Source organism: Jutongia sp., assembly GCF_057878315.1.
This window is the reverse complement of record NZ_DBLXSO010000046.1, coordinates 1-24,452: the sequence shown is the minus strand read 5'-3', so window position 1 is coordinate 24,452 and position 24,452 is coordinate 1. Positions and strand designations below refer to the sequence as shown.

Here is a 24,452-nt window from a genome sequence, read left to right as displayed (position 1 = left end):
TCTCACGATGGACACCCTTGCCTTCGGCTATATCCTTCCCACTACCGGGCGGATTCGGGACTTTAACCCGTTAGAAACGTGCGCCGCTAGGCGCACATCAATCGAAAAGAGGGAAAGCATTTCGCTTTCCCTCTTCATTGTAGCATATTCACCCTGTCCGGGTAAATGCTATATTTTACTTTTGTTCCATACTGACTACCGTGAAATCCAGTCCCTCGATCACATCCCGTATTACGGAATCATCGATTTCCCTATAAACGGACACGACAGCCTGCTTCTTATTCAGATTGACCTTTGCCACGACACCGTCCAGTTCGTCCAGATGCTTCTCGATCCTGTTCTTACAGTTCTGACAATGCATTCCGTCAATATGAACGACCAGTTCACGAAGCTTCGGTCCATCAATCTTCTTTTTGACCGGTTTCTCCTTGGGTCCTCCGCAGCAGTCGCCTTCCCCCTTCATATGCTTCAAGGTGCTGGCAATTGCCGGAATCAGTATGATGATCAGTATTACGACGATTAAAAGTGTCTGACCATTCAAATTATCATCCCCTTTAATCTGTTATGATTGCCGCGAGTTCACGCTTTTACCGCATGATTATTATTTCTTCGCATGCTTTTTCTGATTGGACATACATGAGCGGGAACAGGATCCTGCAGATGGACATCCAATACAATGAACACCCCTCTTTTTCTCTTTTCGGATGTATAAAACCGCGGAACCCACGATCAACACCAGAAGTACGATTACAATAACATTGGCAAGCATACCTGTCATAACTCATCATCCCTTTCTAATCATTAATCCAACTGATACTCCGTATCAATGGCTCTATTCGCTTTCTGGATCAGATATACGATAATTGCTGCGAAAATAAGTACTGCGATCAGACCGCCAACAAAGCCTGCTCCAAGAGCGCCTGTGGTAATCAATGTACCAATCTGGTATACCAGGAAACCAACGGTAAATCCGGTTGCTAACTGGAGACAGATACCTGCAAACAGCCACTTACCACTCTGCATCTCAGAGTTCATGGCACCAAGTGCTGCAAAACAAGGTGGTGTATAAAGGTTGAACATCAGGTAAGCAAGGGCTGCTACCTTTGTAATACCCATAGTGGTTGCTACAATATTACCACTGCCTGTCAGTGCAAGCTCATCGGTATCAATAAAGTTTGTCAGTGCATAAACAGTTGCAAGCGTACCTACTACGTTCTCCTTTGCGATGAAACCGGTAATCGATGCTGCTGCAAGCTGCCAAGCTGCGATACCAACAACAGGGATCAGCAGTGTTGCGAACGGACCTGCAATACTTGCAAGGATTGAAGTGCTCTCTGCGCCCTCTGCAACAACCTGCAGCTTCCAGTTGAAGGACTGCATGATCTGAACAACTGTGTTACATACAAGAATTACGGTACCAGCCTTCTTGATGTATGCTTTACCACGGTTTAACATAGATAAGCAGCCGATCTTAAGACTTGGTACTTTATACTCAGGAAGCTCAATGATGAAGAATGACTTTCTGTACTTCATACCGGTAACAGCCTTTACCAGAAGAGCTCCTAAGAGGATCAAAATAATACCTACGAAATACATTAAAGGTCCTACCCATTTTGAATGTGGGAAGAATGCACCGGTAAACAGTGCGATTACAGGAAGCTTAGCACCACATGGCATGAAAGTTGCTAACATTGCTGTAGTTCTACGCTCTCTCTCATTACGAATGGTACGGCATGCCATGATAGCAGGGATACCGCAACCGGTTCCGATGATCATTGGGATAACGGACTTACCGGAAAGGCCTACTCTCTTAAAGATCGGGTCAAGAACGACTGTGGCACGAGCCATGTAGCCACAATCCTCAAGAAGAGCGATCAGGAAGTACATAACCATTACGAGTGGCAGGAAACCTACTACGGCACCAACACCACCGATAATACCATCAACAAGCAGTGCATACAGGAACGGATTTGCATTCTCAAGAAGTCCGCCTACCCAGTTCTGGAATGTCTCGATCCAGCCTACAAGAATATCTGCAAGCCATGTACCAAGTGTTGACTGTGAAATGTAGAATACAAGGAACATGATTGCTGCAAATATGATAATACCTGATACCGGATTTGTCAAAACAGCATCGATCTTATCGCCTGCATTCTTTTCCTTTGTCAGAACCTTACGTGTCTCAACCTGCTTAACGATTGCATTGACGAACTCGAAACGCTTACGGTCAGCAGCCTCAACCTCTTTCTTATCATGGAGATTGATATCACCCTGAACATACGGTGGCTTCTGTCCTGCGCCCTGCAGCTCAGCAGCCTTCTTAACAACCTCTCTCAGACCTGTGTCTGTTGTAGATGTTGTCTTAATAACAGGACATCCAAGCTTCTCAGACAATGCCTTCTCATCAATCTTGTTACCCTTCTTCTCGTTGATATCACTTTTATTCAATGCGACAACCACCGGAACTCCCAACTCCAGAAGCTGTGTTGTAAAGAATAAGCTTCGGCTCAGATTTGTTGCATCAACGATGTTGATAATCGCATCCGGATGCTCATTTTTAACATAACCACTTGTAATACTCTCCTCAGAGGTAAATGGTGACATAGAATATGCACCCGGAAGATCGACTGCGATCAGCTCCAAAGAACCATCATAGTGATCTTTCTTGACCGGATATTCTTTCTTATCTACGGTAACACCAGCCCAGTTACCGATTTTTTCATTTCTTCCCGTTAATGCGTTGTACATAGTAGTCTTACCACTATTGGGATTACCGGTTAACGCAATTCTCATAAAGAAACCTCCTTAATCAAACTATGAAATATAGCTTTATATTGTATTATTTATATCAAAATAGCTTTCGCTAAATCAATATCAATGTTGTAACGTCCATCCTTGATGGACACAACACAGTTATTCTTCTTGCGAGACACAACCGTAATTGGCTCACCACTGTAACATCCCAGAGAAAACAAAAATGATTTCATCTCTTCGTCATTTGTTGAAATATCCTTGATGATGTACTCTGTTCCTAAAACTGCCTGATCAAGACTCATAAAAAATTCCTCTCTTCACTTTGTAATATATAACTATGCTTATTCTTCCCTACCTCAAATTAGTAGTATCTATTGTGTATCAGTCTACACTCTCCTTGGTTAGAATTCTCTAACCACCAAATAATCTAATACAAAAACACACCTTTGTCAATAATTTTTAAAAATTTTCTCAATAAAGTTACTATTCACGGCAAAAAGCCGGCAAATCGGGCGGGATTACATGCTCGCATGTAATATCCCGTTCGGTTTGCCGGCTTTCGCCGTGTAGGCTGTTCTAAATAGAATAAGCAATTAACAAGCTGCGTATGCAGCGGCCGACAGTTTCGCTGGCGGTAATTGCGCATTCTATTTGGAATTGCCGTGAATAGCAACTTTATTGATCCCTCCCCTTCCCCGCAGGCTGTTCTAAATAGAATAAGCAATTAACAAGCTGCGTATGCAGCGGCCGACAGCTTCGTTGGCGGTAATTGCTACATCTCCCCCAATATCACCCGAAGAAGTGTCTTATCTAACATCAGCGTTCTGTTCCACGGATTTAATATAATCCCCTCGATCTCCTCCGTCCGGACCGCCTTTGAAAACACCTGGCGCATATCCGTCAGAAACGTAGACTTCACGCTGTCGCTTCCCTTTAGCTCCTCATCAAAGCCGGTAAATACCGTCCACCAGTTTCTTCCATCCTCGGTCCGGACTGCCTGAATCCGAAGTCCTCCGTCACCGTTCGGCGGCTCTACCGCAATAATAAGCTGACCGCCCTCTCGCATTCTCTGGCGGATCACCGTCAGCGTATGTGCCAGATGCTCCTGTGATGTCTCCTGCTGCAGCCCTGCAATCGCTGCCTCGATCCGCTCATTGCCGCAAAGTCCCGGATCCTTCTCATCCTTTTTCAAATTACTCATCGTTATTCCTCCAATGTATTTAAAGTCTGAAAACCTTTTATGCGCTCCGGCAAAAGGCTCGAAAAAGCTTCATACCACAAGATTGGTGATCCATATGCCTTTTTTGACGAGGACATAGCCCACCACAACTTTGATCAGGTCTGCCGACTGCACCAGCGCATAAACTGCAAGCACCGGCAATGCAGTAAAGCGGCACAACACAAATGCCAATGTCACTGAGACCACCCAGGTGAACACACTGTCAAATAAGAACGTGATCACTGTCTTTCCTCCGGAACGCAGCGTAAAATAAAGCACATTTAAAAATCCCTGTACCGGAAAAAATACCGCTGTGATAATAATAAACCACTGTCCCAGATATCGGACATCCTCCGTCGTGTCATACAACTGCGGGAATCCATGGGAACAGGCTGCCAGTATCACCGTCAATATCAGACACAGTCCTGCCGTAAACCAACGCAGCTTCCCGGCATCCCGCTTTGCCTCCTCGAACCGCGATGCACCAAGCTGCTGTCCGATAATGATACCAACCGCATTTCCCATTGCAACAAATACAACGTTGAGCAGGTTACAGATCGCATTGGAAATATTGAGTCCCGCGATCACCTGCAGTCCCTTCATCGAATAACACTGCGTCAGCGCAGCCATACCCCCCGCCCAGAAAAATTCATTCATAAAGATCGGGAAGCCCTTCACTAAAATACCCTTCACCTGGGCAAAGGAAACCCGAACCGTGCGGTAAACCTTCTGCAGAAGTTCATATTTACGGATACTGGCATGCGTCCAGCCCACTACAATAAACATCTCCACGAAACGCGCCATCACGGTAGCGATCGCTGCTCCGCGCACCTCCAGCCGCGGACAGCCAAACTTGCCATAGATCAACAGATAATTAAAGACAATATCCACAAAAACCGAAGCAATCCCTGCAATCATCGGCTTTACACTCTCTCCCATCTCACGCAGGCTTCCGGCATAAATCTGTGTAAACGCAAACGGAATCAGACCGATCAGCATAATATGAAGATACTCCATCCCCTGTTCTAATGTCTTTCCTGCATCCATCCCCTGTGTGGAGCCATGAAGATACAGACCGATCAGACGGCTTCCATTGGTGATAAAAATAATCATCCCAACCAGCACAATCACCGCTGTGATCCACAGCTTCAGACGAAATACGGTCTGAAAACCTTCCTTATTACGCTGTCCATAATATTGTGCCCCGTAGATTCCCGGACCGGACAGACCGCCAAACACCGCTAAGAAAAATACAAATATAAGCTGTCCCACGATCGAAACCGCTGTCATGCTCTCCGTTCCAAGACTTCCCACCATCAGGTTATCTACCAGACTGACCGCATTTGTAATACCGTTCTGGATCATCATCGGCACCGCCAGCGTCAATGCCTTTTTATATACAGACTGCTCTCTCATTTCTCTTATCTCCCTGTAAATACTCATTCTCTCACCAAATGCCATCTCGCGCTCCCCTGCACCGGCTGCGCAATTCATAAAAGACGTTTTACAAGCATAACACAAGCTTCATCCGGATACAATAGCAAAATATATGATTTTAAAAATAAAAAAAGTCTCAAACCGAGACCTTTGCTTCAAATCAAAGACTACATTTAAAAGATCTTTATCTATTAACCTTCCACTTCCACCCCGAAATGACCGGATTACGTCTGAGTTCTTTTAAATGTAGTCTCCCTAACCTTTTATCATCCGTGCAATCACAGAACAATGCGCCATAATTGCACCTATACAAGTGCAATTGTATCATAAACATCTTATAAAATCAATATAGGTTTGCTCTCAATTAAGTGGATCACTGCATTCTGAGACAATGCATTTCCAATCCACCGACGCAAAATATATGAGAAGGACTATGAATACTATGAATATCGAATACGAAAAAAGGATGGGACGGCAAATCCGCTTAATTCGGGAATCACGCGGACTGACGCAGGAACAATTATCTGCAAGGCTCCAGTTGAACAACTGCGATATTACCCGCAGCGCTTTGGCAAAAATCGAAGTTGGGCAACGTCACATCTATCCGGATGAACTCTGTCTGCTCAGGGAACTTCTGGATGTTACCTTCGAGGAACTTTTTCCAAAATATAACGAATAAACGGCTGTGACACACTACTGTGCACAGCCGTCTTTTTAACATATAGGAGAATTTTACACATGCTTTGAATTACTGAACTGCCTTGAATGCCTCGGAAAGATCCTCGATGATATCATCGATATGCTCCGTACCGATGGACAGACGGATCGTATTTGGCTTAATACCCTGATCCAAAAGCTCTGCCTCGTTGCACTCAGAGTGTGTGGTGGAAGCCGGATGGATTGCCAGAGACTTCACATCTGCTACGTTGGCAAGCAGAGAGAATAACTCAAGCTGATCGATGAAATCCTGTGCTTTCTTTGCATCACCCTTGATCTCAAAGGTAAAGATAGATCCACCGCCATTCGGGAAATACTTCTTATAAAGCTTCTGCTGCTCCGGATCCTCTGATACAGATGGATGATTTACCTTTTCTACCAACGGCTGATCCTTCAGGAACTGAACAACCTTCAGCGCATTCTCGACATGACGCTCTACACGAAGAGATAATGTTTCAAGACCCTGCAGGAAAATAAATGCATGAACCGGAGAAAGAGTTGCACCCATATCACGAAGAAGGATGGCACGGATATATGTGACAAATGCTGCCGGTGCGCAGTCCTTAGCAAAGCTTACACCATGATAAGATACGTTTGGCTCAACAAGCCATGGATACTTGTCACTGGATGTCCAGTCAAAGTTACCGCTGTCTACGATCACACCACCGATGGTTGTTCCATGACCGCCGATGAACTTTGTTGCAGAATGAATAACAATATCTGCACCATACTCGATCGGACGAACCAGATAAGGAGTTGCAAATGTATTATCTACGATCAGAGGAATGTTATGAGAGTGTGCAATATTGGCGATACGCTCAATATCAACCACCTCCGAGTTCGGATTACCAAGTGTCTCAATCTCGATCGCTGTGGTATTCTCCTTGATCGCTGCCTCAATTCCTTCATAATCAAAAGGATCTACGAAGGTAGTCTCAATGCCGTAATCCGGAAGTGTATGTGCCAGAAGGTTGTATGTACCACCATAAATATTCTTAGCTGCTACGATGTGATCTCCCTTATGAGCAACTGCCTGGAATGCATAAGTGAGTGCTGCTGCACCACTTCCTACTGCCAGAGCTGCCACACCACCCTCGAGTGCTGCGATTCTCTGCTCGAACGTATCCTCTGTAGGATTTGTCAGTCTTCCGTAAATGTTACCGGCATCTCTCAGACCGAAACGATCTGCTGCATGCTGGCTGTTGTGAAAAACATAAGAAGATGTCAGATAAATTGGTACTGCTCTTGCATCGGTTACCGGGTCTGCCTGTTCCTGACCTACATGAAGCTGCTTTGTCTCAAATTTTAATGCTCTCTCTGAATATGTTTTCTTACTCATACGATTGCCCTCACTTTCTATGTTCATTTCCATGTCTCTCGATAGCGGATATTTGTTTTCCTATCGGTTTACTATGATTATTAAGATGTACCTATCATACATCCATATTCCTACTTTGTCAATAGGAATATGGATATTTTTCAAATTTATTTTGAAAACATAATCAGCCGCTCCAGGTCCTCGTATTTCTCGATCTCATTCACACGTCTGCGCAGGCTGGCTGAGCCCGGATATCCTGCGGTGTACCATGCCACATGCTTACGCATTTCCCGCATTGCCATCAGCTCCCCTTTGCATTCGATCAGCATCCGGGCGTGGCGCAGGATCATCTGCACCATCTCCTCTCTGGATGGTTTTGCTTCGAGTGTGCCATGCTCCAGATATTCTCTGATCTGATGAAACAGCCACGGATTGCCACGCACACCTCTCGCCAGCATCAGACCATCGCACCCGGTCTGCTCCAGACATGCCGCCGCATCCTCCGGTGTGAAAATATCGCCGCTTGCGATCACCGGAATACCAACCGTTTCCTTCACCTGACGGATAATGTCCCAGTCCGCCTTTCCCCCATAATACTGCTCTCTCGTTCTGCCATGTACGGCGATCGCCGCCGCACCGCAGTCCTCCATGCGTTTCGCAAACTCCACGGCATTGCAGTCGTCAGCCCCGAAGCCCTTGCGGAACTTCACCGTGACCGGCTTGCTGATCCTGCTGCTGACCGCCTTTACGATCTCACCGGCAAGCTGCGGATCCTTCATAAGCGCAGAACCCTCTCCATTATTTACAACCTTTGGCACCGGACAGCCCATGTTGATGTCCAGAATATCAAACGACCGCTCCTCAATCTGAGCCGCCATGTCCGCCATCAATGCCGGCTCCGAACCAAACAGCTGCAATGCCAGAGGTCTTTCCTGCTCCTTTGTCATCCAGAGAAGCTCTGTATTTTTATTCTTATAGAAGATTCCCTTGGCACTGATCATTTCTGTATAGACAAGATCCGCCCCCTGCTCCTTACATAACAAACGAAATGGCAGGTCTGTCACCCCTGCCATCGGTCCTAACACAAGCTTTCCGGGAATCCTTACATTTCCTATCTGAAATCCTTCCATGCCTGTTTCTCCTATTTCTTCTGCTTATCAAAAATGATCTGCAGTCCCTTTAAGGTCAGATTACGGTCATAAATATCAATCTCATCCGTATAATCGGAAATCATCTTGCCGAGACCTCCGGTTGCTACGACCTTGATATCCTTTAAGCCGGATTCTGCCTTGATCTTATTGATGATATACTGGGACTGTCCGACCGTACCGAGAAAAAGTCCTGCCTGCATCGCTGTAATGGTATCCTTTGCCACAACATGCTCCGGACATTTGATCTCAATCTCCGGCAGATTCGCCGTGTCATTCCAGAGCGCATTGGCAGAAATCTTTACACCGGGACTGATCACACCACCGAGAAATGCGCCTTCGGCCGTGATCAGATCGTAAGTCGTCGCCGTACCGTAGTCTGCCACGATGATCGGTCCTCCATATAAGGTATGTGCCGCAACCGCATCCACAATACGATCCGGTCCAACCTCTCTCGGGTTGGCTGTCTCGATTCGGATACCGGTTTTGATGCCTGCCCCTACAATGATCGGCTGACATCCGAGATATTTAATAATACCACTGCTGAAGGAATACATGATCTTAGGCACCACCGACGAAATGATCACCTGATCAATCGAGTCTGCCGAAAATCCCTTTCTCTCCAGGATCTCACATATTGTACTTCCGTATTCGTCCGAGGTTCTGGAAATACGAACCGTAAAATGAAACCGGGTTACCATCTCCGCACCATCAAAAACACCAATCGTTACATTTGTATTTCCTACATCTACAGCTAATAACATTGCCATTCCTCCATCTGCATATTATTTATTCTTCACTCAACAGCTCACTGATATCTTCTTTCAAAAAGAATGCCTTGTAGTACAACTCAAGCGCCTCCAGAAGTTCCTGCTTCTCCCTCTGGATCTCCTTGATCTTCAATACGCTTCCGATCTCATCAAAGAAATAATCATCATCCTCCGATGTAACATGAAACAAAAGGTTGCCCTCCTCATCAAAGCAGAGTGTCAGGATTCCTCCCACATCTGCCGTGTACAGCACGCACATGATCTGAAGCTCCTCCTGTATCGTCTCCGGCAACTTCGCAAACTTCGGATTCAGATAGTACTGCTTCTTATATGCATTTGCCACACTCAGGATCACCATACCATCCGCCTCCGGTGCCGGCTTCAGAATATCTTCATCAAATAAATCGTCCATATCTTCTATGCCTTTCTGTACTATTGACGGTTATCACATCACACCTGACCGGATACCGTCAAATTATTCGCTACACATATCCGTAAACGCCTCTTACCGATACCTCACCGGATAAAACCTCCTTCAGACCAGCCTCCGTCTCTACCAAAAGTGCGCCGGATGGGGCGATTCCCTTTGCCACGCCCTTCTCACTCTTCTCAGGATCTGCATCCTCGACCATGCCATACAGGATCAGTACCTCCCGGTTCATATTCACTAACATCGCATCGTACTCATCTTTCAGCAGTGACAGATCTGCTGTCTCCAGATAACGTCTGTAATAATCGGAAAATGCATTCATCACCGCTGCGATCAGTGCGTTGCGGTCCGTCTTCTTCCCGGTCTCCAGATAGATCGATGTTGCTTTGTCCCGAAGCTCCTCCGGAAACTCCGGCGTGTTCGCATTGATTCCTATCCCAGGAACCGCATAATGAATGTAATCCGGTTCCGAGCTTGTCTCCGTCAAAATACCGCAGACCTTTTTGCCGTTGATCACGACATCATTCGGCCATTTAATGCCTGTCTCAAGTCCACAGCATTCCCGGATGCCTTTCGCCACCGCCATCGCTGCCACCAGCGTCACACTGGCTGCCTGCTGCGGCTTAAGCTGCGGGCGGAGGATCAGACTCATCCATATTCCGATCCCGGGCTCTGACGCCCAGCCGCGTCCCCGCCTGCCCTTTCCGGCAGTCTGCTCCTCTGCGACCACAAGCGTCCCCTCCGGCTCTCCAATCTCCGCCAGCTGCTTCGCTCTTGTATTGGTAGAATCCACGGTCTCCAGACATTCCACCCTGCGGCACAGACAATCCGGAGCTAACCGGCTCTCAATATCTGCACCAACCAGACGATCCGCAGATTCTAACAGCCGGTATCCTTTCTTGGGCTGGGATTCGATCTGATATCCCGCTTCCTTTAACTGTAATATATTTTTCCATATCGCCTGCCTCGACACGCCCAGCTTTTCGCACAAAACCTGACCGGATGTGTACTCCTCTCCTGCGCTTCGAAGCATTTGAAGTATTTCCTTTTTCACAAAGATCACTCCATCTTCTTATGATCGGATGCTGTGTTAAGGCACCCCGCATTATCCATCATCATGATGCCAAAACCGCAAACCGGCTCTATGCCTTTACCGTCGGCTCCAGTGTTGCTGTCATAACAGCCTTGATCGTATGCATACGATTCTCTGCCTCATCAAATACAACAGATGCCTCTGATTCAAATACTTCATCTGTCACCTCAAGCTCGCTCATGCCAAACTTCTCATAGACCTGTCTGCCAACGCCGGTCTCCAGATCGTGGAATGCCGGAAGACAATGCATAAAGATTGCCTGCGGGCCTGCATTATCCATAACCTTCTTGTTGATCTGGTATGGGGAAAGTGCTTTGATACGCTCCGCCCATACTTCCTCCGGCTCGCCCATGGAAACCCATACGTCGGTGTAGAGAACATCAGCTTCCTTGGTGCCGCTCTCCACATCCTCCGTCAACGTCACAGAACCGCCGGACTCCTTTGCGTACTCGCGGCACTGTGCCACAAGTTCCTCGTTCGGGAAATATTCCTTTGTAGTACATGCCACGAAATGCATTCCCATCTTTGCACAGGCGATCATCAGAGAATTACCCATGTTATAACGGGCATCGCCCATGTATACAAGCTTCACACCCTTTAATCTGCCAAGATGCTCCTGAATCGTCAGAAGATCTGCAAGCATCTGTGTCGGATGATATTCATTGGTCAGTCCGTTCCATACCGGTACACCTGCATATCTGGCAAGCTCCTCAACAATGCTCTGTTCAAAGCCACGATACTCAATGCCATCAAACATACGGCCAAGTACGCGCGCTGTATCCTTAATACTCTCCTTCTTACCGATCTGCGAGCCCTGTGGATCCAGATAGGTCACACCCATTCCCATATCATGGGCTGCTACCTCAAAAGAGCATCTCGTTCTTGTACTTGTCTTTTCGAAGATCAGAGCAATGTTCTTACCAACATAATTGTTAACCGGAATGCCCTTTTTCTTCTTGTCCTTCAGCTCAGCCGAAAGCTCCAGAAGATATGTAATCTCCTCTGCGGAGAAATCCTTTAATGTCAGAAAATTTTTGCCAATCAGATTCATAATGATATCCTGCCTTTCTCTATTATTTATCCTTGCGAATCAAATCACAATAAAGTGAAAATTTCCTGCCAGCAGGAGCTGTGCAGGAAATTCATCTCTTCAAAAAATAGTATTATTTATCTCCGGAAGATTTTGCAATTTCTGTCACGGAACTAACCATTCCTGCAAGTCCCTGGATCTCTGATGGAATAATGATCTTGGTTGCCTTTCCATCTGCTGCTTTCGCAAATGCCTCCAGACTCTTTAACTCAATAACTTCCTTGGATGCGCATGCTTCATTCAGCATACGGATACCATCCGCATTCGCTTTCTGGACTGCCAGGATTGCCTGCGCCTGACCCTCTGCCTCACGGATCGTTGCCTCCTTCTGTGCCTCTGCATGAAGGATTGCTGCCTGCTTCTCAGCCTCTGCCTCGAGGATTGCAGACTCCTTATGACCCTCTGCCACGGTGATCGCTGACTGCTTCTCACCCTGCGCGATCAGGATTGCCTCACGCTTCTCACGCTCTGCCTTCATCTGCTTCTCCATTGCCTCCTGGATCGGCTGCGGCGGAATGATATTCTTAAGCTCGACACGGTTCACCTTGATACCCCATGGGTCTGTCGCCGTATCCAGAGAAGAACGCATCTTTGTATTGATGATCTCACGGGAGGTCAATGTCTCGTCGAGATCAAGTTCACCGATGATATTACGAAGTGTGGTAGCTGTCAGATTCTCGATCGCCATGATCGGATTCTCTACACCGTATGTGTAAAGCTTCGGATCTGTGATCTGGAAAAAGATCAGCGTATCAATACGCATTGTTACATTATCCTTGGTGATTACCGGCTGTGGCGGGAAATCAAGCACCTGCTCCTTTAAGCTAACCTTTCTGGCAATACGGTCAATAAACGGCACCTTAAAATGAAGTCCCACATCCCATGTACTCTGGTAGCCTCCAAGTCTCTCTACTACATAAGCCTTTGCCTGTGGCACAATGTGAATACATGACACTGCGATCACGGCAATGATAACAAGTAATACAATAATTGCTAATTCCATTTGTCTGATTCCTTTCCTTTTCCTTTATATTGGTTATAAGCTGCTCTGTCCCAAAATCGGGTCAATCCGAAATATCGGACACCGGCACTACCATCGCCTTAACGCCCTGAATCTCCCGAATGACCACCTTCTGACCAGAGTTAATACTCTGCTCGTCGGACGCTCTCGCCGTCCACTCCATCCCATCAACAATAATGCGCCCGGTCTCATTAAAGTTATCGATATCCTCGATCACTCTGCCTTCCTTCCCGATCATACTGTTGACATTCGTCCTCGCCCGCGAATTGTTCAGACGCTTCTGAACAACCGGTCTGGTAAAAATAAGCAACACGAAAGAGACAATAAAAAATACGGCAAGCTGAACTCCAAGTGGTGCTCCCAGCCATGCTGCAACAAAGCTGATAAACGCACCTGCCGCAAACCATATCGTTGTAAGTCCCAGCGTAATGATCTCAATGATCAATAATGCGACCAATGCGATCAACCAGAAAAACATAATATTCTCATCCGTCCGAAAGAGCGACTGAAACATTGACGTCAACGGATACGTCAAAAGATCTGATAAACCGCTCATGACAACACCCCCTTTGGTGTATTCCATCTATTTGTATGAATATAGCATATTTCTAATGAAATTTCAATAGACCCGTATCCCTTTTTCTGCGCTGTCTCGATGCCTCATACATCACCACGGCAGCCGCCACAGCCGCATTCAACGACTCCACACTTCCCTGCATCGGAATATGGATCCTGCCCGTTAAACTCTCCCTCACAGGAGCACTGATCCCGTTTGCCTCGTTACCGATCACGATTCCTGACGGCTTCGTGTAATCCGGCTCATCATAAGGCTGACTCTCCTCGAGAATCGTTCCATAAACGGAAATATTTTTCTTCTTCATCTGTTCAATCGTCTCAGGCAGGCTTTCTACATATAAAAACGGAACACGAAAGATTGCTCCCATCGTTGCCCGGACAACCTTTGGATTAAACAGATCAACGCAGCCCCTGCTCATGATCACTCCGGCTGCGCCAGCTGCCTCCGCCGTCCGGATCACAGTCCCAAGATTTCCCGGGTCTCTCAGATCGTCAAGCATCAGATAAAGACCGGACGATAATGCAAGAATTTCCTCCAGGGAATACGCAGGCATATCCACCATTCCCAAAATTCCCTGCGGAGTCACCGTATCTGCCGCCATATCAAACACCGCATCCGGTGCTGTGTCCACACCGACCCGGTTTCCATCAACGCAAAACTCCTTTGCGATCTCACTCTCCGGTGCATCCTTCCAGCGTTCATGCCACAGACTTTCCCTGATCAGGACCTGTCTGAGTTTGCCATACTGTGCAGCCTCCTGCACTAGCTTGATCCCCTCCGCAACAAATAGTCCCTCCTTTCTGCGGTGTCTCGCATTCTTCTGGAGCTTTATGAGTTCCTTTATCTTAGCATTATTCTCGCTAGTGATCATAATAATTCTATCTTCCTTCCCTGCCTGCCATTTTTATGATGCAGGCATAACATAGTCCCATTTCCGGTACAGATCATAACTGATCTATCTTATTATAATGGTTATAAACCCAAAAGTCCATTCACACAAAAAGGGCAAAAGGAGGGGGCAGAGAAATCATACAATTTCTCTGCCCCTTGGCATATGTTATATGTTCTTGTAAGCTTATCAACGGCAGTGTCTATGAAAGACCTGCGCTTTCCTTCAGCGTCAGCTCATCATGGTGACATACAGCCCCCTTCGTAAAGCCCTTTACGCTGTGTTCTACGGCATACCCACAGGCAGCCAGTCCTGACTGAATGATCTGACTCATCTTCTGCTCGGAAAACTGAAGCTTTGAGCCGTCCTCCAGTTCAATTGTACATGCGTGACCACAATCTGCTGCGCAGTCCATGGAACAGGAAACCTTATACATATTCTTTCTGCTGATGGCTCCGATCTCCTCCAATGTGTTGATCATACGGTACACGGTTGCGGAACCAATTCTGCTGTCCAGCTTTGACGCCTTATAATAGATTTCCTTACAGCAGGAACACTCCTCCTGCAGGATGATATCCAAAATCATCAAACGCTGCTTCGTAATACGACAGCCCTGTTCTCTTAACTTTTGAATAATCAAATCCTTCTGCATCATTTTGCAAAACCTCCACAATGAAAGTATCTGTCAGATCCGCTTTCATTCAATCTTGTAAATGATATTGACTTATTTATCACTTACAGCAGTTAGTATACGCTAACATCTATTAGATGTCAAGAACTTTTTTCACTTTATTTTCTTGTTTTCTTTTATAAAAAGTGTTATACTCGTTTCAAACAATATTTGATTCACTCTATAAGAATCAATAAGAAAGGTATGGAGGAGTATATTTATGGCAAATACCGAATCTGCCGAGAACTATCTTGAAACAATTTTAGTTCTGAGTAAGCGCCTGCCGGTTGTTCGTTCTGTTGACGTTGCTACCGAGCTTGGCTTTAAGAAGTCAAGTGTCAGCATTGCAATGAAGAATCTTCGTCAGAAGCAGCATATTACTGTAACTGATGCCGGATACATATATTTAACAGACTCTGGTCGCGAGATCGCTGAGATGATCTATGAGAGACATCAACTGATATCAAGCTGGCTTGTAAAGCTTGGTGTCCCGAAGGAGATCGCCACAGAGGATGCGTGCCGCATGGAACACGTTATCAGCAAAGAAAGCTTTGAGGCACTGAAAAAGCATGTTTTCCACACATAGGGAAGCATGCTTTCCTTTTGTTATGGCATAGGAAAATGCTCGTAACGAGGAGGAAATCAAGGGCAAAACGCTGGTTTTGCCCTTTTTTATGGATTCAAAACACAAGTATTAGAAAGGAAGTCTGAATAATTATGACAGAATTTATGAGAGGCAGAAGACTGCGCACTGACGAACGTCTTCGCCGGATGGTACAGGAAACACATATGAACTGCTCTGAGCTTATCTATCCGATGTTTGTTATGGATGGTCAGAATCGGGTCGAGGAAATCCCATCCATGTACGGTCAGAACCGTTATACCGTCGACCGCATGGGCGAGAAGCTGGAGCAGTTACTTGATGCCGGAGTCAATAAGATCATGCTCTTTGGCATTCCGGAGCATAAGGATGAGACCGGCAGCCAGGCATATGACGACAACGGCATTGTCCAAAGAGCCTTCCGCGAAGCCAAAAAGCATTATCCGGAAATGTATCTGATCGGCGATGTCTGCATGTGTGAATACACCTCTCACGGTCACTGCGGTATTATCCATGACCATGATGTGGACAATGACGCCACACTCTCCTATCTGGCGAAGATCGCGCTTTCCCAGGTGGAGGCAGGTGCCGATATGGTTGCCCCTTCCGATATGATGGACGGCAGAATTGCTGCGATCCGTCAGTGTCTCGATGAGCACGGTCACGTCAATACACCGATCATGTCCTACGCCGTCAAATTTGCATCTGCCTATTACGGTCCATTCCGTGATGCCGCAGATTCTGCACCACAGTTTGGCAACCGCCGCACTTATCAGATGGACTTCCACAACCGCCGCGAAGCCATGAAGGAAGCTCTTGCCGATATTGATGAGGGTGCCGATATCATTATGGTCAAACCGGCAATGATCTACGGCGATCTGATCCGCGAGATCAAAGACCGGACAAATGTTCCGATGGCCGCCTACAGCGTCAGCGGCGAATATGCAATGATCAAAGGTGCCGCCAGTCTCGGACTGATCGACGAGGATGCGATCATCTGTGAAACCGCGATTGCGGCAAAGCGCGCAGGTGCCGATATATATCTTACCTATTTCGCGCAGGAACTCGCCGGCTTCATCAGGGACGGACGCTTATAAAGTCACAAATTCTTAAAGCGCAACGCGCGACAGATGCGAAGCATCTGGATTTTGGAATGATTAAATCACAAATTCGCACCTAAGGCAGGCTGTCGGATAAGCATAATGCTCCCCAGCCTGCCTTTTTGTCGGGAACCTTTTCCTGCCCCGGAAGCCTTCTTGCCCCTTTGATCAGATACGCTTTCACCTTCTCTCCGTACAGATACGGATCATTTCCCTGCACAATTCCCCATTCCATCATAAGTGCCGCCGATCCGGTTACAAACGGTACGGCGATCGAGGTTCCGGTTCGTACTGTATAGCCACCTCCCGGTGCCGCCGTCACAACACCAACTCCCGGTGCCACAAGCGTTGGTGCCTTTCGCCCATCCGCGGTATCCCCCCTTCCCGAAAAGGAAGCCACCGCATCCCTTGCCACATCATACGCTCCCACCGCAATAATTCCGTCCGCCGTGGATGGAATCGTCAACGTCGTATCCGGCTCCGGCTCCGGAAATCCGGTGGAAAACCCGATCCGCTCTGTGGACGGAAGCCATAGATCAACCATCCCTCCAACAATTTTTTCCGGGATCAGCCATAAACCCCAGATTCCTTCCGGCAGACTGCCTGCTGTATTCTCCGGCAGAATCCACTCCAGATATATCTCCTGCTTGATCTGCGCCGGCGTCGGCTCGCCATAATACACATAAACCGACGCATTCTGCAGTTCATATCTTCTGACTTCTCTTGTATCCTCCACCAGCACCCGGCTTCCATCCGGAGATTCCAGAAAGATTGAGAAGTCATCCGTATACTGTTTCCATAACTGCAGACTCAGGCTGCTCTCCCCCGGACCGATCACAAACTGTACCCGCTGCGGTTCGCTTGCAAGCTTCACTCTGGCATGATGTCTGGAATCCCCCTCATTGCCCGATGCAATAGATATAACATTTTTCCATACCCCGGCAAGCTGTGTGATATAGCCCTCAAACAAACTGTTCCCGTCATGCGCGCCATTGTTGTTGCCATAGCTTAAATTTATGGCTGCCGGCATATCCGCCTTCTGCGCTTCCCGCACAATATAATCAAGTGCCTCCATCACCTCCGTGGTCCTGGAAAAGCCTTCCCCGCCCGATGCCAGCTTTACGAAAATGATCGGACTGTCCACCGCAATTCCCCGGTAACGCCGTCCTGCCGAACCGGAGCCGTTGCCCGCCGCCACACCAGCCACCGCAGTTCCGTGCGCCGAGCCGGTATCACCCGGAAGCCTGCCATATTCCTGCGACCCCTGTAAGGCTGCATTGATCTGCTCCCGGTTCCACTCCACACCATGCCGGTAGTGCTCCGGTGCTCTCTGATCCGTCCCTGCCTCCGGCTGGACGGTCTGATCCCACAGCTTTAAAATCCTTGTACTGCCGTCACTTCTTCGAAACGCCGGATGTGTCAGATCAATACCCGAATCCGCAATACCGACGATCACACCATTTCCGGTAAGACCACTTCCCTGCACAGGTGCTCCTGACTCCACTCCGACATTTCCGTCAAATTGCTCCTCCTGTGCTTCCCTTCCCTGGACTAAATTAATACAGGAGGCACTTCTTCCTGCTTCCAGAGAGAAGTAAACCTCCTTTGGTTTCTCCATATATTGTATCTGCGGAATCGCCGCCAACGCCTCTAACTGCTCCTGTGGCACCCGCACGATCCCATACTGATGATATAACGGGATCACCTGCACTCCCGGAAGCTGCCGCTCCACCTCATACAGATCTCCATAATATCGAACGATCACCCGCCATGTTGCCGTCGCCTCATCAAAGCCCGTGTTCAATGTACTGCTCTGCTCCCGTTCACGCTCCGACAGATCCAGTGCAAACCGAAATTCCGAATCCAGTTTTTCATCATTTTCCATGATATGGTTTCCTACATCGAAAATATCGTCTATGTATTGTATGCAGTACTCCCCTATGCGATGAATCGTGATTCGCATTCTGACAAAGAATTACTGTTTTTTCAGAAAAAGGGCAAAACCAGCGTTTTGCCCTCAAAATAATTCTTTGTAATACTACTCTACCGTTACACTCTTTGCCAGATTTCTCGGCTTATCGACATCCAGACCTCTTGCCACGGATACATAATATCCCAGAAGCTGCAACGGAACAACCGCCAGACTTGCTGCGAAATGAGGATCTGTCTTTGGAACATAAACAACAAAGTCCGCCGTATCCTCGATCGAATAATTGCCAAAATTCGTCAGCCCCATCAGAGAAGCTCCACGGCTCTTGCACTCTACCATGTTGCTGATCGTCTTTTCATACAGGGAATCCTGCGTCAGAGAACCGATCACAAGGATACCATCCTCGATCAGACTGATCGTTCCATGCTTTAACTCTCCGGCAGCATATGCCTCAGAGTGAATATAACTGATCTCCTTGAGCTTTAAGCTTCCCTCCATACAGATCGCATAATCAATGCCACGACCCACAAAGAAAATATCCTTTGCATTTGCCTGCTTTGCAGCAAACCACTGGATGCGCTCCTTATCCTCAATGATCTTATCAATCTTCTCCGGAAGCGTCTGCATCTCTGCAATATAGCCCTGATACTGCTCCTCGTTGATCGTACCGCGCACTCTCGCAAACTCAACCGAAAGCATATATCCTGCGATCAGCTGTGCACTGTATGCCTTTGTGGTAGCAACCGAGATCTCCGGACCTGCCATCGTATAGAATACATTATCCGCCTCTCTTGCGATCGAAGAACCTACCACGTTTACGATACCAAGCGTCTTCACGCCCTGCTCCTTCGCCAGCCGAAGACCGGCAAGGGTATCTGCCGTCTCACCGGACTGGCTCACCACGATCACAAGATCATCTTTATTCAGGATCGGGTTACGGTAACGGAACTCAGACGCCAGCTCCACGCGTACCGGAACTCTTGCCAGATCCTCCATCACATACTGTGTCACAACACCCGTATGGTACGCAGAACCGCACGCAACAATATAAATCTGCGCAATACTCTTAATATCCTCCTCAGAAAGACCCACATCAGACAGATCGATCCGACCATCCTTTAACTTCGAATTCATCGTGTCCATGATTGCCTTTGGCTGCTCATGGATCTCCTTCATCATGAAATGCTCATAGCCGCCCTTCTCGGCAGCCTCTGCATCCCATTTGATCTCAACCAGTTCCTTCTCAATCTCATCGCCATCCAGATTATAGAAGGTTGCCTTCCCTGCTGCAAGACGTCCGATCTCCAGATTACCGATATAATAAACATTTCTTGTATAATTCAGGATTGCCGGTACATCCGAAGCCACATAGCAGTTGCCCTCAGACACACCGATGATCATCGGACTGTCCTTGCGTGCCACATAGACCTCCTCCGGATACTCCGCAAACATCAAAGCCAGTGCATAAGAGCCACGGATACGAACCATTGCATGATTGATCGCATCCACCGGTGTATGCTCATACTTCTTATAGTAATAATCCACCAGCTTCACAGCCACCTCGGTATCGGTAGAAGAATAAAACTCATATCCCTTCTTCAAAAGCTTCACCTTTAACTCCTGATAATTCTCAATGATACCATTGTGGACGCCAACCACATTGCCATCATCGCTGATATGCGGATGTGCATTGAGCTCGGACGGCTCGCCGTGTGTTGCCCATCTCGTATGACCAATACCACAGGTACCGGGCACTGCACGCCCCTCATCGGTCTTCTCGATCAGACCTTTCAGACGTCCCTTTGCCTTAACTACCTTAAACTTATCTGCACCATCCCGCACAGCAATGCCGGCAGAATCATAACCTCTGTACTCAAGCTTTGACAGACCGTCCAACAGGATCGGTGCTGCCTGTTTACTCCCGATATAACCTACAATACCACACATATTTTAATCTCCTCTTCTTAATCACAATCATCATAATATGTTCTGTTTTCCATTATATATGGGGTTCTGACCACATATATAACAATGATTTTACCATTGACACGGGAAAATAGCAAGTTAGATTCCCATCTCATCCGATCCATTCTGTGAAACACATTGCCATCACTTTCTTTACTCATCCTTACGGCAAACGCCCCACCTCATCAAGCTTTACAATATCTAATATCGCCGATGCACTTTCCCAACAGTTTCCGTTGTAACGTACCTCTCTGTCCGAAATGCAGCGGGAAAGACGTTCTTTTAACGCTTCTATCGTGCTCACGCTAAATAACGGCATGATCTTTTCACAAAATCGTCTTGACTGCAGCTTCTTCCAGATCGAATCATTATTGTCCGCATAAATATAGCAGATCGGAAACCATACATACGCCTGCAGTCCCAGTTCGCCCAGATCAAGCCCCCGAAATACCTGATAAAGGAACAGATCCGCCTCCGCGATCCGTTTCCCTGTAAATGTCGGCAGATAATCCCGTTGTTCGCAAAGATAATGCCCCGCCAAAGTATATTTGCGGCTAAGATCGCCCGGAAGCGTCGGCTTTATCACATCCTCCAGCATCTCCGAGCGGTAACACAGCCTTTCATAGCTGGACGGCTTCACCCTGCTGTCATGTGGAGACATACGCAGGAAATAAGTATGTACCAGCAGCTCATTCAGACTTTCATATGCTTCGATCTGCAGAAAATATGCCGTCGTGCAGATAAATAATTCCCACAGATGCACACAGAAAATATCAAAGCTTCTCCTGCCTCCCCCATTTATTTCAGAGGAAAATGTCTCTGCATTATTAAGGGTATTGTACATTTTCTCAAACGCATCTGCCAGAAATGTCCCAATATGCTCCGTCGTTGTGCTGATCCTCTTAACATAATCCAGAAACGCATCCCGGTACTCCTTCATCGCTCCAAAATCCCGCATATACTCTTCCGCTGTAACCTGCGGCCGGTAAAAGGATTTCAGCGCTTCCAGATAAACATCAATAAAATCCCGCTCTGTCACCGGATTCAACAGATTCTGCTTCACGCCCGCTGCCGCCTTTCCCGCTTTCTTCACAGAAAACAGCTCACTGGATTCCTCCTCATCCAGCCAGCCCGGTCTTGTTCCAAGCTCCGGCTTCCGGTAAGACGGCTTCTCATAAATATTTCTGACAAGCGCCTGATATTCCTCCGGATATCGGTCTCCCGACAGATCACGGTACATCCGGCTTTTCAGATACGCAGGCATATACGGCTCCCCGTGTTCATCCCGCTCCATAATAACCGGCACAAACTTTTCTTGCGCTGTGTGTCCATATACCTCCGCCGATATGATCGTTGTTTCATCTCCGACGCCACCCTGCCGCCTGTCCGCTTTCGCCGCATAGCCGCTGTCACAGATGATCAAAACCTTGTCGATATCCGGATCCGTCACACACTGCTCCATAAAAGCATACTTGTCCTGTCCGTCCCTCAGATCCCATAGATCCAGTTTGACATCGATGCCGTCCTGACGCAGACTCTCCGCCAGCTCTCTGACACGCTGCTGAAACTCCGTCGATGTCCATGAATACGATATAAATACCCTTGGTGTTCTGTCTAACATACTGCGTTCACTCCTCCCTGGTATGCGTAAATTCAAAAAGCCGCGTGGTATCCCAGATCGTGATCCCACACGGCTCCCAAATTCAACACTTTGGTTAAAGTATAGCATTACAAAAAGTGTATTGCAATGGTTGAAAATCGCAAAAAGTTTCCAAAATGGGAAACTATTTTGATTTTTCGCATATAATATGCTATATTAGGAAAAAGGAGGAATGAAGATATGGTTGAACGAAAAGAATACCTTGATCAGCTTTGGGCATGGAAGGATGAACAGCAGATTAAAGTAGTGACCGGAATTCGCCGCTGTGGAAAATCTGTACTTCTGGAACAGTATCAACAGAAACTATTAGCAGAAGGCGTTGCACCTGAGCAGATTATTTCCATTAATTTCGAAAATCTGGATTATGAACCACTAAAAGACTATATGGAATTATATCGTTATCTCAAAGAACGGCTGTGTACCGATAAGATGACCTATATCTTTCTGGATGAGGTTCAGGAAGTTCCAGCGTTTGAAAAAGTCGTTGACAGCCTTTCCATCAAAGATCAGGTAGACATATATATCACCGGCTCGAATGCTTATATGCTGTCAAGTGAACTTGCAACATTGTTGTCGGGTCGTTATACGGAAATAAAAATGTTACCATTTTCATTCCGTGAATACATTGCACAGACCGGATTGCCAAAAGAGGAAGCCTTTGCAGAGTTTATGAAAACAGGGGGAATCCCATATGTAGCAGCGATGAACCGAACAGACGAGAAAGTAGATCAGTACCTGGAGGGAATCTACAACACAGTTATTGTAAAAGATATTGAGCAGCGACAGTTAAGAAAAGAAAAAGAAGGCAATACACGAAAAATCACAGATATCGCATTGTTAAAAAATATCGCACGATATTTAGCGAGCGTAATTGGCAGCCCCGTATCCATGAAAAGCATAACCAATTACCTGACCTCGTCCGGAAGAAAAATTTCACAAAACACCGTCAGCGATTATGTAGACGCTTTAAAAGAATCGTTTATATTTTATTCCGTAGAGCGCTTTGACATTGTCGGTAAGCAGCTCCTAAAGATCAATAATAAGCTGTATATGGTAGATATGGGAATTCGAAATCACATTCTCCCAAGAAAGCGTTACGATCTTGGTTTTACTATTGAAAACATAGTATTTCTCGAGCTTATGAGAAGAGGATACAAGATCAATATCGGAAAATATGGTACCACAGAAGTAGACTTTGTCGTACAAAAAGAAGGTGTACTTACCTACTATCAGGTAACTGCAGATATGACAGCTGAAGAAACCTTTGAAAGAGAAATGAGACCACTGAGAAGCATCCCGGATAATTATGAGAAAGTTGTCCTGACTCTGGATCGCTTTTCACTTGGGAATTATGATGGAATAAAGGTTGTGAATGTGATTGACTGGTTGTTGGAATACTGAACTCAAAAATACTATCTCGTCTTCTCATAGTCTTCAGTACAGCTTTCTTTTCTTGCAGAGTGTTCTTCTGTTCCTCAAACACTTTCTAGATAGATTCAGTTTCGATGATAAGGTTTATGATCTAGAATTGTTTTTCCGTTATTTTAGATAGCTATTCATTGGGTTTGAGACAGTTTTTGCTGCTTTCCGTTCTAAATTTCGTTCTGAACATCGTTGATAGCCTATTTCCTTTTATAGCGATTTAAGTATAGCACTGTGAGGATGTGCACACAATTTCTAAAGTTGACTTATTCTATGATTGCCCTCCTATTAACTCCACTGCTTTTTTGTATACATTAACACCAATTTTACTTTCTACCAAACCACATATCAATCCAATTCTAAAGGCATCTTCTAAGTTTTCAAAAGCGTTTGTCGTATCAATGTTACCAATTTTAATTGTTTTCACATCTTAGCCGCTTTATCAGCGTTGCCATCTGTCCACCACAGTGAGGTATGTGATATTATTCGAGCAGCGTAGGGAGCTATCTGCTCTCAATATATAACAAGTCTGCAAATAAATCAGCCTTGTACATGCCTTTTTCTAACATTTTCTTGAAACTTTCCTTTACAACGTCCCCTCTACTCTTTGAACAACATAAGTATAAATCACTATGCTTTTC

At 46.5% G+C, this 24,452-nt stretch carries 23 protein-coding genes; 4 read left to right on the top strand and 19 right to left on the bottom strand.

Annotation, left to right across the window (positions count from 1 at the left end):
- Nucleotides 1-175: 175 nt before the first annotated feature.
- From ACZLMD_RS10455 to ACZLMD_RS10435, 5 genes are all read right to left on the bottom strand, one after another.
- The gene (locus tag ACZLMD_RS10455) at nt 176-541 is read right to left on the bottom strand and encodes a heavy-metal-associated domain-containing protein (RefSeq protein WP_484107781.1); all 366 of its coding nucleotides are present in this window, start codon (nt 539-541) and stop codon (nt 176-178) included.
- A 260-nt stretch (nt 542-801) separates the two neighbouring features.
- A complete protein-coding gene (gene feoB, locus ACZLMD_RS10450) occupies nt 802-2,793 on the bottom strand; it encodes a ferrous iron transporter B (protein WP_489495667.1) in 1,992 nt (663 codons plus the stop codon).
- A gap of 50 nt (nt 2,794-2,843) precedes the next feature.
- A complete protein-coding gene (locus tag ACZLMD_RS10445; protein ID WP_022304852.1) occupies nt 2,844-3,056 on the bottom strand; it encodes a FeoA family protein in 213 nt (70 codons plus the stop codon).
- A 470-nt stretch (nt 3,057-3,526) separates the two neighbouring features.
- Nucleotides 3,527-3,955 carry an SseB family protein gene (locus ACZLMD_RS10440; protein ID WP_022306023.1) on the bottom strand — a complete coding sequence of 143 codons (429 nt, stop codon included), beginning with the start codon at nt 3,953-3,955 and terminating at the stop codon, nt 3,527-3,529.
- Between the two features lie 69 nt (nt 3,956-4,024).
- Nucleotides 4,025-5,467, bottom strand: a complete 1,443-nt coding sequence (locus ACZLMD_RS10435) for an MATE family efflux transporter (RefSeq protein WP_482523137.1) — start codon at nt 5,465-5,467, stop codon at nt 4,025-4,027.
- Nucleotides 5,468-5,852: 385 nt separating this feature from the next.
- Between ACZLMD_RS10435 and ACZLMD_RS10430 the strand changes: the two genes are divergently transcribed.
- Complete coding sequence (locus tag ACZLMD_RS10430; protein ID WP_118561754.1) at nt 5,853-6,089, top strand: helix-turn-helix domain-containing protein; 237 nt, start codon at nt 5,853-5,855, stop codon at nt 6,087-6,089.
- A gap of 69 nt (nt 6,090-6,158) precedes the next feature.
- Here ACZLMD_RS10430 and ACZLMD_RS10425 read toward each other — a convergent pair whose 3' ends face one another.
- The 10 genes from ACZLMD_RS10425 to ACZLMD_RS10380 all read right to left on the bottom strand — a co-directional run bounded on the left by ACZLMD_RS10425 (nt 6,159) and on the right by ACZLMD_RS10380 (nt 15,118).
- A complete protein-coding gene (locus ACZLMD_RS10425; protein ID WP_022306021.1) occupies nt 6,159-7,466 on the bottom strand; it encodes an O-acetylhomoserine aminocarboxypropyltransferase/cysteine synthase family protein in 1,308 nt (435 codons plus the stop codon).
- 146 nt (nt 7,467-7,612) lie between these two features.
- Nucleotides 7,613-8,575, bottom strand: a complete 963-nt coding sequence (gene dusB, locus ACZLMD_RS10420; protein WP_118561752.1) for a tRNA dihydrouridine synthase DusB — start codon at nt 8,573-8,575, stop codon at nt 7,613-7,615.
- Between the two features lie 11 nt (nt 8,576-8,586).
- Nucleotides 8,587-9,357 carry a type III pantothenate kinase gene (locus ACZLMD_RS10415; RefSeq protein ID WP_022306019.1) on the bottom strand — a complete coding sequence of 257 codons (771 nt, stop codon included), beginning with the start codon at nt 9,355-9,357 and terminating at the stop codon, nt 8,587-8,589.
- A 25-nt stretch (nt 9,358-9,382) separates the two neighbouring features.
- Complete coding sequence (locus ACZLMD_RS10410; protein ID WP_482522207.1) at nt 9,383-9,775, bottom strand: DUF6145 family protein; 393 nt, start codon at nt 9,773-9,775, stop codon at nt 9,383-9,385.
- A gap of 70 nt (nt 9,776-9,845) precedes the next feature.
- Nucleotides 9,846-10,847 (bottom strand): biotin--[acetyl-CoA-carboxylase] ligase, encoded by a 1,002-nt coding sequence (locus ACZLMD_RS10405; protein ID WP_482522206.1) that lies wholly within the window; start codon nt 10,845-10,847, stop codon nt 9,846-9,848.
- Between the two features lie 88 nt (nt 10,848-10,935).
- On the bottom strand, nt 10,936-11,937 hold the full coding sequence (gene argF / locus ACZLMD_RS10400; protein WP_482522205.1) for an ornithine carbamoyltransferase: 1,002 nt from the start codon (nt 11,935-11,937) through the stop codon (nt 10,936-10,938).
- A 112-nt stretch (nt 11,938-12,049) separates the two neighbouring features.
- Nucleotides 12,050-12,979 (bottom strand): SPFH domain-containing protein, encoded by a 930-nt coding sequence (locus ACZLMD_RS10395; protein WP_022306015.1) that lies wholly within the window; start codon nt 12,977-12,979, stop codon nt 12,050-12,052.
- Between the two features lie 61 nt (nt 12,980-13,040).
- A complete protein-coding gene (locus tag ACZLMD_RS10390) occupies nt 13,041-13,553 on the bottom strand; it encodes an NfeD family protein (protein ID WP_482522204.1) in 513 nt (170 codons plus the stop codon).
- Between the two features lie 52 nt (nt 13,554-13,605).
- Complete coding sequence (locus tag ACZLMD_RS10385; protein WP_489495666.1) at nt 13,606-14,445, bottom strand: TrmH family RNA methyltransferase; 840 nt, start codon at nt 14,443-14,445, stop codon at nt 13,606-13,608.
- Nucleotides 14,446-14,665: 220 nt separating this feature from the next.
- Nucleotides 14,666-15,118 (bottom strand): transcriptional repressor, encoded by a 453-nt coding sequence (locus ACZLMD_RS10380; protein ID WP_022306012.1) that lies wholly within the window; start codon nt 15,116-15,118, stop codon nt 14,666-14,668.
- Nucleotides 15,119-15,353: 235 nt separating this feature from the next.
- Here ACZLMD_RS10380 and ACZLMD_RS10375 point away from each other — a divergent pair, with 235 nt between their 5' ends.
- Nucleotides 15,354-15,719 carry a metal-dependent transcriptional regulator gene (locus ACZLMD_RS10375; protein WP_487601419.1) on the top strand — a complete coding sequence of 122 codons (366 nt, stop codon included), beginning with the start codon at nt 15,354-15,356 and terminating at the stop codon, nt 15,717-15,719.
- Nucleotides 15,720-15,850: 131 nt separating this feature from the next.
- Nucleotides 15,851-16,831 carry a porphobilinogen synthase gene (gene hemB / locus ACZLMD_RS10370; RefSeq protein WP_489495665.1) on the top strand — a complete coding sequence of 327 codons (981 nt, stop codon included), beginning with the start codon at nt 15,851-15,853 and terminating at the stop codon, nt 16,829-16,831.
- Between the two features lie 79 nt (nt 16,832-16,910).
- On the opposite strand, the gene ACZLMD_RS10365 is transcribed toward hemB, so the two are convergent.
- From ACZLMD_RS10365 to ACZLMD_RS10355, 3 genes are all read right to left on the bottom strand, one after another.
- Complete coding sequence (locus ACZLMD_RS10365; protein ID WP_489495664.1) at nt 16,911-18,719, bottom strand: S8 family peptidase; 1,809 nt, start codon at nt 18,717-18,719, stop codon at nt 16,911-16,913.
- 153 nt (nt 18,720-18,872) lie between these two features.
- A complete protein-coding gene (gene glmS, locus ACZLMD_RS10360; protein WP_482522515.1) occupies nt 18,873-20,711 on the bottom strand; it encodes a glutamine--fructose-6-phosphate transaminase (isomerizing) in 1,839 nt (612 codons plus the stop codon).
- Between the two features lie 181 nt (nt 20,712-20,892).
- Nucleotides 20,893-22,350, bottom strand: coding sequence for an SEFIR domain-containing protein (locus tag ACZLMD_RS10355; protein WP_489495663.1), 1,458 nt, complete (start codon nt 22,348-22,350; stop codon nt 20,893-20,895).
- Between the two features lie 219 nt (nt 22,351-22,569).
- Here ACZLMD_RS10355 and ACZLMD_RS10350 point away from each other — a divergent pair, with 219 nt between their 5' ends.
- Nucleotides 22,570-23,790: an ATP-binding protein gene (locus ACZLMD_RS10350; protein WP_489495662.1), complete on the top strand. Its 1,221-nt coding sequence runs from the start codon at nt 22,570-22,572 to the stop codon at nt 23,788-23,790.
- 292 nt (nt 23,791-24,082) lie between these two features.
- Here the strand turns inward: ACZLMD_RS10350 and ACZLMD_RS10345 are convergent, their stop codons facing one another.
- A complete protein-coding gene (locus ACZLMD_RS10345) occupies nt 24,083-24,238 on the bottom strand; it encodes a hypothetical protein (RefSeq protein ID WP_489495661.1) in 156 nt (51 codons plus the stop codon).
- Nucleotides 24,239-24,452 lie beyond the last annotated feature (214 nt).

Coding starts and splice junctions, on each gene's coding strand:
- ACZLMD_RS10445 (WP_022304852.1), bottom strand. CDS start 3,056: ATGAGTCTTGATCAGGCAGTTTTAGGAACAGAGTACATCATCAAGGAT.
- ACZLMD_RS10380 (WP_022306012.1), bottom strand. CDS start 15,118: ATGATGCAGAAGGATTTGATTATTCAAAAGTTAAGAGAACAGGGCTGT.
- hemB (WP_489495665.1), top strand. CDS start 15,851: ATGACAGAATTTATGAGAGGCAGAAGACTGCGCACTGACGAACGTCTT.
- ACZLMD_RS10425 (WP_022306021.1), bottom strand. CDS start 7,466: ATGAGTAAGAAAACATATTCAGAGAGAGCATTAAAATTTGAGACAAAG.
- ACZLMD_RS10395 (WP_022306015.1), bottom strand. CDS start 12,979: ATGGAATTAGCAATTATTGTATTACTTGTTATCATTGCCGTGATCGCA.
- glmS (WP_482522515.1), bottom strand. CDS start 20,711: ATGTGTGGTATTGTAGGTTATATCGGGAGTAAACAGGCAGCACCGATC.
- feoB (WP_489495667.1), bottom strand. CDS start 2,793: ATGAGAATTGCGTTAACCGGTAATCCCAATAGTGGTAAGACTACTATG.
- ACZLMD_RS10390 (WP_482522204.1), bottom strand. CDS start 13,553: ATGAGCGGTTTATCAGATCTTTTGACGTATCCGTTGACGTCAATGTTT.
- ACZLMD_RS10375 (WP_487601419.1), top strand. CDS start 15,354: ATGGCAAATACCGAATCTGCCGAGAACTATCTTGAAACAATTTTAGTT.
- ACZLMD_RS10410 (WP_482522207.1), bottom strand. CDS start 9,775: ATGGACGATTTATTTGATGAAGATATTCTGAAGCCGGCACCGGAGGCG.
- ACZLMD_RS10350 (WP_489495662.1), top strand. CDS start 22,570: ATGGTTGAACGAAAAGAATACCTTGATCAGCTTTGGGCATGGAAGGAT.
- dusB (WP_118561752.1), bottom strand. CDS start 8,575: ATGGAAGGATTTCAGATAGGAAATGTAAGGATTCCCGGAAAGCTTGTG.
- ACZLMD_RS10435 (WP_482523137.1), bottom strand. CDS start 5,467: ATGAATTGCGCAGCCGGTGCAGGGGAGCGCGAGATGGCATTTGGTGAG.
- argF (WP_482522205.1), bottom strand. CDS start 11,937: ATGAATCTGATTGGCAAAAATTTTCTGACATTAAAGGATTTCTCCGCA.
- ACZLMD_RS10430 (WP_118561754.1), top strand. CDS start 5,853: ATGAATATCGAATACGAAAAAAGGATGGGACGGCAAATCCGCTTAATT.
- ACZLMD_RS10440 (WP_022306023.1), bottom strand. CDS start 3,955: ATGAGTAATTTGAAAAAGGATGAGAAGGATCCGGGACTTTGCGGCAAT.
- ACZLMD_RS10365 (WP_489495664.1), bottom strand. CDS start 18,719: ATGGAAAATGATGAAAAACTGGATTCGGAATTTCGGTTTGCACTGGAT.
- ACZLMD_RS10385 (WP_489495666.1), bottom strand. CDS start 14,445: ATGATCACTAGCGAGAATAATGCTAAGATAAAGGAACTCATAAAGCTC.
- ACZLMD_RS10415 (WP_022306019.1), bottom strand. CDS start 9,357: ATGTTATTAGCTGTAGATGTAGGAAATACAAATGTAACGATTGGTGTT.
- ACZLMD_RS10355 (WP_489495663.1), bottom strand. CDS start 22,350: ATGTTAGACAGAACACCAAGGGTATTTATATCGTATTCATGGACATCG.